This is a genomic window from Pseudomonas sp. 43(2021), from assembly GCF_017490805.1.
GTDB lineage: Bacteria > Pseudomonadota > Gammaproteobacteria > Pseudomonadales > Pseudomonadaceae > Aquipseudomonas.
Genome location: NZ_JAFGYJ010000040.1, coordinates 1 through 12,054 on the forward strand (window position 1 = coordinate 1; position 12,054 = coordinate 12,054).

11 protein-coding genes are annotated in these 12,054 nt (G+C 63.7%); 8 read left to right on the forward strand and 3 right to left on the reverse strand.

Annotation, left to right across the window (positions count from 1 at the left end):
* The first annotated feature begins 90 nt into the window (after window positions 1-90).
* Window positions 91-996: a LysR family transcriptional regulator gene (locus J5M71_RS24445; RefSeq protein WP_207837896.1), complete on the forward strand. Its 906-nt coding sequence runs from the start codon at window positions 91-93 to the stop codon at window positions 994-996.
* A 48-nt stretch (window positions 997-1,044) separates the two neighbouring features.
* On the opposite strand, the gene J5M71_RS24450 is transcribed toward J5M71_RS24445, so the two are convergent.
* The gene (locus tag J5M71_RS24450) at window positions 1,045-1,518 is read right to left on the reverse strand and encodes a YMGG-like glycine zipper-containing protein (protein ID WP_207837898.1); all 474 of its coding nucleotides are present in this window, start codon (window positions 1,516-1,518) and stop codon (window positions 1,045-1,047) included.
* 151 nt (window positions 1,519-1,669) lie between these two features.
* Here J5M71_RS24450 and J5M71_RS24455 point away from each other — a divergent pair, with 151 nt between their 5' ends.
* From J5M71_RS24455 to J5M71_RS24470, 4 genes are read left to right on the forward strand one after another with little or no spacing between them, the layout of a single operon-like run.
* Entirely contained in the window at window positions 1,670-2,266 is a 597-nt protein-coding gene (locus J5M71_RS24455) for a paraquat-inducible protein A (RefSeq protein ID WP_207837901.1), read from the forward strand.
* Window positions 2,263-2,907: a paraquat-inducible protein A gene (locus tag J5M71_RS24460; protein WP_207837904.1), complete on the forward strand. Its 645-nt coding sequence runs from the start codon at window positions 2,263-2,265 to the stop codon at window positions 2,905-2,907. The genes J5M71_RS24455 and J5M71_RS24460 overlap by 4 nt, the downstream gene beginning before the upstream one ends.
* Window positions 2,891-4,531 (forward strand): MlaD family protein, encoded by a 1,641-nt coding sequence (locus J5M71_RS24465; RefSeq protein WP_207837907.1) that lies wholly within the window; start codon window positions 2,891-2,893, stop codon window positions 4,529-4,531. The genes J5M71_RS24460 and J5M71_RS24465 overlap by 17 nt, the downstream gene beginning before the upstream one ends.
* Window positions 4,532-4,542: 11 nt before the next feature.
* Window positions 4,543-5,079 (forward strand): PqiC family protein, encoded by a 537-nt coding sequence (locus tag J5M71_RS24470; RefSeq protein ID WP_207837910.1) that lies wholly within the window; start codon window positions 4,543-4,545, stop codon window positions 5,077-5,079.
* Window positions 5,080-5,157: 78 nt separating this feature from the next.
* On the opposite strand, the gene J5M71_RS24475 is transcribed toward J5M71_RS24470, so the two are convergent.
* Window positions 5,158-6,921: a phosphoethanolamine transferase CptA gene (locus tag J5M71_RS24475; protein WP_207837914.1), complete on the reverse strand. Its 1,764-nt coding sequence runs from the start codon at window positions 6,919-6,921 to the stop codon at window positions 5,158-5,160.
* Between the two features lie 154 nt (window positions 6,922-7,075).
* On the opposite strand from J5M71_RS24475, the gene J5M71_RS24480 reads away from it, so the two are divergent.
* The gene (locus tag J5M71_RS24480; RefSeq protein WP_207837916.1) at window positions 7,076-7,234 is read left to right on the forward strand and encodes a DUF2986 domain-containing protein; all 159 of its coding nucleotides are present in this window, start codon (window positions 7,076-7,078) and stop codon (window positions 7,232-7,234) included.
* 78 nt (window positions 7,235-7,312) lie between these two features.
* Here the strand turns inward: J5M71_RS24480 and J5M71_RS24485 are convergent, their stop codons facing one another.
* Window positions 7,313-7,645 carry a hypothetical protein gene (locus tag J5M71_RS24485; protein ID WP_207837955.1) on the reverse strand — a complete coding sequence of 111 codons (333 nt, stop codon included), beginning with the start codon at window positions 7,643-7,645 and terminating at the stop codon, window positions 7,313-7,315.
* A gap of 272 nt (window positions 7,646-7,917) precedes the next feature.
* Between J5M71_RS24485 and pssA the strand changes: the two genes are divergently transcribed.
* Entirely contained in the window at window positions 7,918-9,246 is a 1,329-nt protein-coding gene (pssA, locus tag J5M71_RS24490) for a CDP-diacylglycerol--serine O-phosphatidyltransferase (RefSeq protein ID WP_207837918.1), read from the forward strand.
* Between the two features lie 165 nt (window positions 9,247-9,411).
* Complete coding sequence (locus J5M71_RS24495) at window positions 9,412-11,961, forward strand: EAL domain-containing protein (RefSeq protein ID WP_207837920.1); 2,550 nt, start codon at window positions 9,412-9,414, stop codon at window positions 11,959-11,961.
* The last annotated feature ends 93 nt before the right edge of the window (window positions 11,962-12,054 follow it).

Here is a 12,054-nt window from a genome sequence, read left to right on the forward strand (position 1 = left end):
CTTCATCACCCAGCCCCCACCCACCCGCTGCCAAGGGTAAAGTGTCAGGCATGATCCCAGCGCGCCCAGACCGGCGTCAGAGAGGTGCCCGTGGCGGCCTATACATTGCGACAACTCAAGTACTTCGTCACCACGGTGGAGGCCGGCAGCGTTGCCGAGGCTTCACGCCAGCTGTACATCGCCCAGCCGTCCATCTCCACGGCCATCAAGAGCCTGGAGGAAAGTTTCGGCGTGCAGCTGTTCATTCGCCACCACGCCCAGGGTGTGTCGCTGACGCCCAGCGGCAAGCGCTTTTATGCCAAGACCAAGTCGCTGCTGCAGATGGCCCACGAATTCGAGCAGAATGCCCTGGCCGACAACGACACCGTGGCCGGGCAAATCGACATCGGCTGCTTCGAAACCGTGGCACCGCTGTACCTGCCGCGCCTGATCGCCGGCTTTCGCCAGCGTTACCCGGGGGTGGATATCCGCCTGCGCGACGGCGAGCAGCAGGACCTGATCCAGGGCCTGACTGCCGGTACCTTCGACCTGGCGTTTCTCTACGACCATGACCTGGACGGCACCATCGAGGCCGAGCCTCTGATGCCGCCGCAGAAGCCCTATGTGCTGCTGCCCGAGAACCACCGCTTCGCCGGCCAGGCCCAGGTATCGCTGCGCGACCTGTGCCCGGAGCCGATGATCCTGCTGGATGTGGCCCCCAGCCGCACCTACTTCGTCAGCCTGTTCAACGAAATGGGCCTGACGCCCAACATCGTCTTCAGCTCGCCGTCAATCGAAATGGTGCGTGGCATGGTCGGGCAGGGCTTCGGCTTTTCGCTGCTGGTGACGCGACCGCATTCGGAGTACACCTACGACGGGCAACGCCTGGCCATGCTGGATATCGCCGAGCCGGTGGCACTGTCGGGGTTGGCGGCAGCGTGGTTGAAGCGGGTGCAACTGACCAAGCCGGCGCAGCTGTTCGTCGAGTTCTGCCGGGAAGAACTGGCCAGGTTCTGAAACAGGCACGCCATGCTTCCTTCTTCCAAGGCATGGCGCGCCTGCTGATCAGGGACTGACCTGGTAGCCGCGCCCCTGCAGGCATCCGGCGTAGGCACTGGCATGGGCCTGGGCTTTCGCTTCGTCCTGGCCGCGACGGTCCTGGCGGCGGTCCTGACGCTGGCGCATGCCACCGACCGCAGCACCGGCGGCGGCTACTTCACCGGCGCGGTTCTGCCGGTATTGCTCCTTGGCATCGTCACCGACCCGGTCATACAGCTCGTCGTGCTGGTTGCCGCGCACCTGCGCGCCTGCCGCACCGGCAACCGCGCCGGCAGCGGCACCGCGTACGCGGCCACCGACATGGGGGTCGTTGGAGGTCGCGGCACTGTTCGCGGCATTGGTCGCGACGGTATTGCAATCATTGATATCCAGTTGCATCTGCTGGCTGCTTTGGCCCTTGAGCGGCACCACCGACTGCGCCTGGGCTGCCGATGCCGCGCACAGCAGCACCAGCAGGTAACTCCACGTGAACGTACGCATGGCAAACCTCCAGCAGGTGGGGATCCCGTTTCACAGGATAGTTCGGCTTTGCTGTTAATGATGGCAGTTTTGCCGGGATGGTCTAAACCGGATATCAGATGTGGTCCGCCGGCATATCACGGCCTGAATCCGGGCTACCTGTGGAAACTCCATGAGCCAGACCCAGCACCTGATCATCTGTGAGTACTGCGACACGGTGTACCACCGTGCGCCGCTGCTCAAGCACCAGCGCGCCGTTTGCCCGCGCTGTGGAGGGGTGCTGTACCGGCACACCTCGCTGACCGTGCAGCAGCGGCTGGCCCTGAGTGTGACGGGGGGCATCCTGCTGGTGTTCGCCAACTTCTACCCGGTGATGACCATCGGCATGCAAGGGCTGACCCACTCGGCGACGTTATGGGACTCGGTGCAGATCCTCAGCCACGGCAGTATCACCTTCATCGCCCTGGTCATGGCCTTGTCGATCATCTTTGCGCCGGTGCTGCAGATTGCCGTGTTGTGCTGGCTATTGAGTTACGCCCTGGCCGGCCAGCGCGCCCCCGGCTTTGCCCTGTGCATGCGCAGCCTGGAGAGCCTGCGGCCTTGGAGCATGCTGGAGGTGTGCCTGCTGGGGGCGATGGTGGCAGTGATCAAGCTGGCCGGGTTGCTCGATGTGATCCCCGGCATCGGTCTGCTGGCCCTGGCCGCGTTGAGCATGCTGATTATCCATATCGCCGGCAAGGACATCCGTGACTTGTGGGAGCAGGTATGAATACCCCGGCCAACGCCGCCGACCTGGGCCTGTGCCTGTGCCATGGCTGCGGGCAGGCCTGCGAACTGGGTAGCGGTGCGCACACCTGCGACCGCTGTGGTGCCGCCATTCACCGGCGCAAGGCCAATGCCATCAGCCGCGGCTGGGCGTTTCTGCTGGCGGCGCTGATTTTCTACATTCCCGCCAACCTGCTACCGGTGATGCACACCGAAATGCTTGGCAGCGGCAGCGAAAGCACTATCGGCGGTGGTGTGCTGGAGTTCTGGGAGGCCGGTGCCTGGGACATCGCGTTGATCATCTTCATCGCCAGTGTGGGCGTGCCTGCCATCAAGTTCTTCTCGCTTGGCCTGTTGCTGTTCACCGCCCAGCGCGGTTCCACCTGGGCCTGCCGGCAGCGCTCGCAGCTGTACCGCTTCGTCGAGTTGATCGGTTACTGGTCGATGCTCGATGTGATGGTGGTGGCACTGGTGGCGGCGCTGGTGCAACTGCGCGGGCTGGGCACCATCGAGCCGCGGCTGGGCATTCTGTTTTTCGGCATGGTGGTGGTACTGACCATGTTTTCTGCGATGAGCTTCGATCCACGCCTGATCTGGGATTGCCGTGCCAATGAGGGAGGCCGTATTGATGGTGCAACAGACTGACAAGCGCGAGGGCGCGGGGCAGGTTGAAGTGCGCACCCGGCGCTGGAGTGTGTCGCTGGTATGGATCGTGCCGATATTGGCGATCCTGATCGGCGCTTCGCTGGTGGTGCGCAACTGGATGCAGCAGGGACCGGTCATCGCCATTTCCTTCCACACCGGGGAAGGGCTGGTGGCGCACAAGACCCAGGTCAAGTACCGCAGCGTGGTGATTGGCGAAGTTACTACGGTGGACCTGGCCGACGACAAGAAGAGCGTGGTCGCAAAGGTCCAGCTGTCCAACGACGCCCGCGCGTTCGCCACCCAGGGTGCGCGCTTCTGGGTGGTGCGGCCACGCATTGGCGTGGGCGGCGTGTCCGGCGTGGACACACTGCTGTCGGGCAGTTTCATCGGGGCGGATTCCGGTGAATCGAAAGTGCCGGAGAAGTCCTTCGTCGGCCTGGAGCTGCCACCGCCGATCACCTACGACGAAAAGGGCAAGCGCTTTGTCCTTACCGCCAGCGACCTGGGGTCGCTGGATATTGGCTCATCGATCTACTACCGCAAGATCCCGGTGGGTGAGGTGGTTTCCTTTGCCCTGCAGGGCGATGGCAAGGGCGTGGAGATTGGCATATTCGTGCAGGCCCCCTACGACAGCTTCGTCAGTGCCGATACCCGCTTCTGGAACGCCAGTGGCGTCGACATGCAGATTGGTGCCAACGGCCTGAAGATCGATACTGAATCGTTGTCGTCGATTCTGGTGGGTGGGCTGGCCTTTGGCTCGCCCGACTTCGCCCCGCAAGCCGAGCCCGCTGCCGATCAGGCACGCTTCCAGCTGTTTGCCGACCGCGACACCGCCCTGGCACCGCCCAGTGGCCAGGCGCAGTACCTGCAATTGCGCTTCGACCAGGCCATGCGCGGGCTGTCGGTGGGAGCCCCGGTGGAGTTCAAGGGGGTGGAGTTTGGCCGGGTCACCTCGGTCAAGCTCGACTACGATGCCACCCGGCAGACCTTCCCGGTGGTGGTCGATGCGGTTATCTACCCACAGCGGCTGGGGCCGGTGCACCGCAAGATGCTTGCCGTGTTCAAGCATGCCGAAGGCGACATGGATGGCGCACGGCGGCTGATCGGCACCTTTGTCGAGCACGGGCTGCGGGCGCAGGCGCGCAGCGGCAACCTGATTACCGGGCAAATGTTCATCTCCCTGGACTTCTACCCGGATGCCCCCAAGGTGGCCTTCGACAAGACCGCCGACCCTATCACCATCCCCACATTGCCAGGCAGCCTGGAGCAATTGCAGGAACAGCTGCAGCGGGTGGTGGAGCGCATCAGCAAACTGCCGCTGGAGAGTATCGCCAACAACCTGGACGGCAGCCTGCGTGAGCTGCGCGCCAGCCTCAAGCAGTTCAATGGCCAGACCCTGCCAGATGTGAAGGTGGCGCTGGACGAAGTGCACAAGACCCTGCGCACGGCCAATTCGGCGATCGCCGAAGACTCGCCGCAGCGCGAGCGGATGGGTGAAACCCTGGATGAACTGGAGCGCATGTCGCGTTCGCTGCGTGACCTTGCCGATTACCTGGGCCGGCACCCCGAATCGCTGATACGTGGCCGGCCGAAAGCAGCCAGTGCAGCAGACCTTGAACCCTGAGGAGACAGCCGATGCATCGACTGCGCAATATGTGTGGCGCCGGCCTGCTGGCCGTGCTGTGGGGATGCAGCAGTACCCCGAACAACTATCACACGCTGGTACCGAGCGAGCCGGTGCGCGACAGCGGCCAGCGCATCCAGGTGGCGAGGGTGGCCGTGCCACCGCAGGTGGACCGCCCGCAGTTGGTGGTACGGCAAGGGCAGAGCGGCCTGGCCATCCTCGAAACGGAGTGGTGGGGGGCCAACCTGGTGGATGAATTCCGCAGCGCCTTGCAGGACCAGCTGGGCGGGGCTGTGGGGGGCGGCAATGCGTTGCTGCGGGTGGATGTGCAGCGTTTCGATAGCGTGCCGGGGCGCTATGCCTCGCTGGAAGCGGTCTGGCGTCTGACGCGCCCGGGTGAGGCCGGGCTGACCTGCCGAACCTCGTTGCAGACGGCGGCGGACAACAGCATCGCCAGCCTGGTCAATGCCCACCAGGCCAACCTGCGCAAACTGGCCGAGGCAGTGCGGGGCAGTGCCCGGCAGGGCAGCTGTGCCCAGCCTGCCTGATGGCTGACCGCTTGTGGGAGCGGCCTTGTGTCGCGAAAGGGGCGCAAAGCGCCCCCGGCAATCCCGACCGCACAACACTCAGTTCAGGTTCTTCCCGCTACTGACCGTCTCCCGCACCCGCTCGGCCTTGTCCAGCGGCAACTGGTCGAATTCGCGCAAGCCGTCCTTGCGGTACGGGTCGCCAATCCAGCGCGGTGCCACCACGAACTGCGGGTTTACCAGGCTCTTGGCCGGTTCGTAACGGTCATAGCTCAGCCCGGCCAGGTCGGACAGGGTATGGATCAGGTGCGAGCTGCTGTAGGGGCGGTCGGCCATCGCCTGCAAGTCGCGCGGGTGCTCGGCCTGCCAGCTGGGCGAAGTCCACAGCAGGAACGGGATGGTGTACATCGGCCGGGTTGGCGCGCCTTCGTTGCGCCCCAGGCGGTCGTGGTTGCCAGAGCTGTACACATCTTCGCCATGGTCTGACAGGTACAGCAGGAAACCATTGGGGGTACTGGCCGAGTAACGCTTGATCAGGCTCGATACCACGTAGTCGTTGTAGCGCACCGCGTTGTCGTAGAAGTTGTAGGTTTCCACCTGGTCGGCCGTCAGCTTGCCAGGCGCCCCCTGGCGGTCGTTGAAGTGCGCGTAGTCGTTCGGGTAGCGATAGCGATAGTCCATGTGCGTACCCAGCAGGTGCACGATGATGAACTTGTTCGGCGCCGGGTCCTGCAGGGCCTTCTCGAACGGTGCCAGTACCACGTCGTCGTACTGACTGGCATTCTGGTTGCGCTGGTTGTTGAGGTACACCGGCGCGTCCGTCTGCTGCGAGAAGGTGGTCAGCATGGTGTTGCGCTTGGTCATGGTCTGCTGGTTGGTGATCCAGAAGGTCTTGTAGCCGGCCTGTTTCATCAGGTTGATCAGCGACGGGTCGGTGAGGAAGCGGTCCGGGTTCTGCTCGTCGCCAAAGGTGAGGATCTGCTGCATCACTTCGATGGTGTACGGGCGTGGCGATACCACGTTGCGGAATACCGTCAGGCTCTTGTCGCTGGCGGCCAGTGCGTCGAGGTTGGGCGTGGTGTCGCGGTTGTAGCCGTACAGGTGCATGTGCTCGCGGGTGGTGGATTCGCCCAGCACCAGCACCAGCGTGCGTGGCGCTGCACCGCTACTGTCATGCAGGTTTTGCAGGGGGGGCAGCGCGGCGTTCTGGGCCAGCAGCTCCTGCATGTTGTCCAGTTGCTGGCGGTACTGGCGGTAGCCGACCAGCAGTTGCCAAGGCACGGCGGGTTCCATGCGCTGCTGCACCTTTTCGGCCGCATCGGCGAAGCTGCGCTGCTGGGTCACCATCTGTTTGTAGAACGGGTACACCAGGTTGGCCAGCAGCAACAGGGCGACCACCGGCAGGCGGCTGCGCAGTGGCAGGCTGACCGGGCGTACGCGCTTCCACAGCAACACCGCCACCAGGGTGTACAGCAGCAATGCCAGACCCAGCCAGACGCTGAAGTACTGGCTGAAGTACTCGCCGGCCTCGGCGGTGTTGGACTCGAACATCACGAAGATGACGCTTTGCGAGAACTCCTGGCGATAGATGCCGAAGTAGCTCAGGCCCACCAGCGAAGCGGCCCACAGCACCAGGCCGATGACCGCGGCAGTGGTACGGGTGAAGCGTGGCAGCAGCAGCACCGGGGCCAGCCACAGGCTGCTGAGGAAAAATGCATCGCGAAAGCCGGCGAACCCGGTGGTACCACTGAACAGCAGCAGCGCCTGGGTCACGCCCGAGAAGTACCAGAAGAACAGCAAAAGCCAGCCCAGGCCGGCCCAGTCCACGCGCTTGGGCGAGGAGGGGGATGGAGTGTGTGACACGTATGCCTCGTCGTAGCTTGGCGGCCAGCGGATGTGCCCGTGACCGGAAAGGGCGTGACGCTAATCTGCCGGGTGTGAAAATAACGTCAACGAGACGCTGGCCCAGGCGAGGTATGATGTGTTCAGCCAAACCAGACTGACAGGTCGAGTGAGAATGAACCGTCGCAAGAAGATCAAGCAGCTATTGCAGGCGCATGCCAAGAAGGCCAGCGCCAAACTGGCGCCGCGCAAGCCCAAGTACATTTGCAAGGCCGACCGGTTGAAGATGGAGGCCGAAGCGGCAGCGGATACCCCAGGCGTTACGGGGAGCTGATGCCTGTCACGTGCCTCTGTGGGAGCGGCCTTACACAAGGCCGCTCCCACATCGAGCGCGCCAATTGCGGATCAACGATCAGCGGCGGTAGTAACGATAATCGTCATGGTAGCGGTGGTGCATGGCCCGATCATGGCGGCGTTCCCAGTCTCGTCGGCGTTCCCAATCACGGCGGGCTTGCTCGCGGCGCCACTGTTCGCGGCGCCAGTCGCTGCGGTGGTCATGCCAGCGGTCGTCATCGTGGGCCAGCAGCGTGGCCGGCTGTTCATCGGCCACACTGGCCACCCTGGACCAAGGGTTGCCGGCAGGCTGCAACGGTGATTGAACTGCCGGGGCCGCCGCTACGGGCGCCTTCATTTGTGTTGCCGACGCCGTGCCCATCGCCGCGAACGAGAACAGGCCGAGCAGCATCAACCTTGCGACATGTATTTTCATGAGCGAAGCCAACCTCTGATAACAATTGAGCCATCTGGCCAGCAGGTGGTCGGCGAACCTTGTCTCGCGTCCCGCTACCTTTCTGTGCCTCCCACATAGACCGGTAAACGGGAAAAAGTTCGCAGCGGCAACAAGTTGTACAACTTTTGCGGGGGAGACCAGCCCCATGCTCTCCGGGGGCTGGACCATTTCGATCTTCCTGTGCAAGCTGATGCACAACAGTGATTGCACACAGAAGGTGATCGTTTGTGAACCCCGAATCCATGCTGGCGGCATTGCCAGGCTTCGCCATGGCGGCCGAGTCCATCCAGGTGCTGCCCGATGCCAAGGCCTACCGCGTCTGCCTGCTCGAGCGCATCCGCGCCGCAACCCGGCGCATCGTCATCGTCGCGCTGTACCTGCAGGAAGACGAGGCCGGCCAGGAAGTGCTGGATGCCCTGTACCAGGCCAAGGCTGCGCGGCCGGAGCTGGAAATCACCATCGTGGTCGACTGGTTCCGTGCCCGGCGCGGCCTGCTGGGCGCCGGGCGCCAGCCGGGTAATGCCGCCTGGTACCAGGCCCAGCGCCAGCACCATGGGCTGGACATCGTCATCCACGGCGTACCGGTGCAGACCCGCGAGCTGTTCGGCGTGTTGCACCTTAAGGGCAGTATCATCGACGACTGCGTGATCTACACCGGTGCCAGCCTGAACAACGTGTACCTGCACCGTTTCGACCGCTACCGCCTGGACCGTTACCACCTGTTCCAGTCGCCGGCGCTGGCCGACGCCATGGTCGACCTGGTGCGACGCCTGCTGCACCACACCGCCACACCGCGCCTCGACCTGCCGGCGCCACCCTCTACCCGCAGCCTGCGCGGCGACATCCGGCGCTTGCGCGCGCGGCTGCGGCGCATGGCCTATGAGGCACCCGCCAGCGTGGCGGGGCAGGGCCTGCGGGTGATCCCGCTGTTGGGTGTGGGCCGTGGCAACCCGCTGAACCGGGCGTTGTGCACCCTGCTGGCGGCGGCGCGTACGCAGGTCATCATCAGCACGCCGTATTTCAACCCGCCCCGGGTGCTGATGCGCGAGCTCGACCATGCGCTGGCGCGTGGCGTGCGGGTGGAGCTGATCGTTGGTGACCGGACGGCCAACGACTTCTATATCGCCCCCGGCGAGCCGTTCAGTGCCAGCGGTGCGCTACCCTACCTGTACGAAGACAATCTGCGCGCCTTCACCCGACGTCGCCACGCCGCGATTGCCAGTGGCCAGCTGCAGGTGCGGATCTGGAACGATCCCGGGCATACCTTCCATGCCAAGGGCGTGTGGATCGACCAGCGTTATTCGCTGCTGACCGGTAACAACCTGAACCCGCGCGGCTTCAACCTGGACCTGGAGAACGGCTTGCTGATCGATGACCCACAGGGGCAATGGCTGGCGCCACGGGAAGCAGAGTTGGCCGAACTGCGCCGGCATGCGCCGAAGATTGGTTCGGCAGAGGCGCTGGGGGTCAGGACCGAGCACCCCAAGGAGGTGCGCAAGTTCCTGCGGCGGCTGCGCTATAGCCGGCTGGAGCCGCTGATCAAGCGGGTACTCTGAGGAGTACTGCGCAAGCACAACCTTGATGATGGCTGGTTGTTCGTGATGCGGAAACCGACGGCCCGCCTTTGGCCACCAGGCTCACCACGGCCAGTCGTCGGTTGGACCGATCACCCCCAATCACCACCAGTCATTCCTGTAGACATGGCAAAAGGCGCCCATTGAATGGATGCAAGCTTCGATAGTAATTCGTCGCGCAGTCAGGTGGTTCGGCAGTTGACGCTGGTCTTTTCCAGCCTGCTGTTGGTGATATTACTTCTGGGCCTTGTTTCCTTGTACCGCATCGCCGGGGCGCTGGACGAGCGCGAGCGGTCTCAGAGTCGCTTTCACGCCGAGTCGGCGCTGACCCAGCTGCAGAAGACCGACCGCAACTATCTGGTGGCCTATGCCGTCTGGCAAGCCGCTTATGACCACCTGGCAGGGCTGGTGGACCGACATTGGGCCTATGACGAGGATAACCTCGGCGCTACGCTGTATAGCGCCGATGGCTATGAAGGGGTCTTCGTGCTCGATGACGACGGCACCCACTACGCCATGCTGCAAGGTCGCCTCAGCGAACAAGGCTTTGACCGTCACAGCACCAGCAGCGCCCAGGTACTGCAGCGGGCGCGGCGGGCGGTGCAGCAGGAACAGGCTGCGTCCGGTTACCTGCTGTTCGACGGCCAGCCGGCGCTTTACACCTCGGCCATCATCCGCCCGCCTTCAACCGGGCAACCGCCGCCGGCATCCGGTGCGGTACTTGTGTTCGTGCGGGTGCTCAGCCCGGCGGTGCTCGGGCAGTTGCAGCGCACTGCCGGGCTGTCGGGCTTTACTGTCGCGGCGGCTTCCCAGGTGCATGCAGACCAGGGGCGTCTGCCTCTGGAGGAGAGTGGCTACGCGCTGACCTGGCATATCGAGCAGCCAGGAACCGAGCTGCTTCACACGGTCTTGTTTCCCCTGGCCCTGGCGTTGCTGATCATCGCCCTGGTGATGGCCTTGTTTGCCCGCTATGCCATGCGTGCCAGTGCCGGTATCGACCGCAGTCACCGCGAGCTGGCCGTTTCCAAGGTGGCGCTGGAGGCCAGTGAAGCACGCTTCAAGGCTGTCGCCGAGGCAGCGTCGGACTGGATCTGGGAAACTGACGCGCAGCAGCACCTGACCTACCTGTCACCGCGTTTTGCCGAGCTTACCGGGCATGCACCGGAGCGCTGGTTGCAACGCCCTGTCAGCGAACTGTTCGCCTGTGATACCAGTCAGGTCGATACCTGGTTGCATGGCCTTGCCAGCAGCGAGGCGACCGGTACCTTGCGCTGCCAATACCATGATCGACATGAACAACGGCGAGAGTGCCGGGTCGCCGCCAAGGCCATCATCGAACACAAGACCTGCCAGGGGTTCCGGGGTACCTGTACCGATATCACCGACGAAGTGGCCGCCCACGCGCAGATCCAGCACCTGTCGCTGCATGATGCGCTCACCGGCCTGCCCAACCGCAACAAGCTGTTCCGCTTCCTTGAAGACGCCAGGCAAGCGGAACTGGCTTTGCTGATGCTCGACCTGGACAATTTCAAGCCTATCAATGACAGCCTCGGCCACCCGGCCGGGGACGCCGTGCTGATCGAAGTCGCCCATCGGCTTGGGCAAGTGACCCGGGACACCGACCTGGTGGCGAGGTTGGGCGGAGACGAGTTCGTCATCGTGCTGACGCGGCCAGGCAAGCATGACGAGGTGGACCGCTTTTGCGCGCGGGTCATCGAAACCCTGAAGCGCCCGATCACCTTCGAGCAACACAAGGTGCAGGTCGGGGCCAGTCTCGGGGTGGTGTTGTCCGCCGAGTATTCCGGGCTACCCGGTGACCTGATCCGTTATGCCGATGTCGCCTTGTACAGTGCGAAACAGGCCGGCAAGCATACCTGGCGGTACTTCTCGGCACAGCTGAACTCGGCATTGCTGGAAAAGCGCGAACTGGAGCGTGAGCTGCGCGAAGGCATCGCGCGCGGCGAATTGCGCCTGCACTTCCAGCCGCGCTACAAGGTCGATGGCGTGACGGTGGCCTCCGCCGAGGCGCTGGTGCGCTGGCAACATCCACGGCTCGGCCTGCTACGGCCAGACCGCTTCATCGCTCTGGCCGAGGAGTCCGACCTGATAGTGCTGCTGGGCAACTGGGTGCTTCAGGAGGCCTGCCAACTGGCCCGTGGCTGGCCGCTCGAGATCATGGTCTCGGTCAACATGTCCCCGGCGCAGTTCAGCCGCAGCGATGTGGTCTGTGATGTGGCCGACGCACTTCGACAAACCGGTCTGCCTGCCCATCGCCTGGAGCTGGAAATTACCGAGAACGTCATGCTCAACGACGTCGAAGGCGCCCTGCAGACCATGAATGCGCTGAAGGAACTGGGGGTGCGGCTTAACATGGATGACTTCGGTACCGGCTATTCTTCGCTGGGCTACCTGCGCACATACCCGTTCGACAGCATCAAGATCGACAAGCGTTTCGTCCAGTCGCTGGGCATGAGCAGCAGTGATCGCAGCGTGGTGCAGGCTATCATCAACCTGGGCAATGCGATGGGCATGACGGTCACTGCTGAAGGGGTAGAGACCTCGGAGCAGCTGGCCTTGCTCAGCGACGACCAGTGCCATGAGGTGCAGGGCTACCTGCTGAGCAGGCCAGTGGAAAACCAGGTATTGATGCGTCTGATGGCCACGGTTGAGGCCGAAGATCGGGGTATGTCCCGGTAAAGCGGGGGATTTTCGGACTAACGTGCATCGTCCCTCTGAAAAGTCATCACAAGCACATACAATCGGGCCGTTTCCTCGTTAACCAGATAGGCC

Bases quoted from the DNA above. Each gene is read 5' to 3' on its own strand.
- J5M71_RS24450 (WP_207837898.1), bottom strand. From the start codon at position 1,518: ATGCGTACGTTCACGTGGAGTTACCTGCTGGTGCTGCTGTGCGCGGCA.
- J5M71_RS24455 (WP_207837901.1), top strand. From the start codon at position 1,670: ATGAGCCAGACCCAGCACCTGATCATCTGTGAGTACTGCGACACGGTG.
- J5M71_RS24460 (WP_207837904.1), top strand. From the start codon at position 2,263: ATGAATACCCCGGCCAACGCCGCCGACCTGGGCCTGTGCCTGTGCCAT.
- J5M71_RS24465 (WP_207837907.1), top strand. From the start codon at position 2,891: ATGGTGCAACAGACTGACAAGCGCGAGGGCGCGGGGCAGGTTGAAGTG.
- J5M71_RS24470 (WP_207837910.1), top strand. From the start codon at position 4,543: ATGCATCGACTGCGCAATATGTGTGGCGCCGGCCTGCTGGCCGTGCTG.
- J5M71_RS24480 (WP_207837916.1), top strand. From the start codon at position 7,076: ATGAACCGTCGCAAGAAGATCAAGCAGCTATTGCAGGCGCATGCCAAG.
- J5M71_RS24485 (WP_207837955.1), bottom strand. From the start codon at position 7,645: ATGCTGCTCGGCCTGTTCTCGTTCGCGGCGATGGGCACGGCGTCGGCA.
- J5M71_RS24495 (WP_207837920.1), top strand. From the start codon at position 9,412: ATGGATGCAAGCTTCGATAGTAATTCGTCGCGCAGTCAGGTGGTTCGG.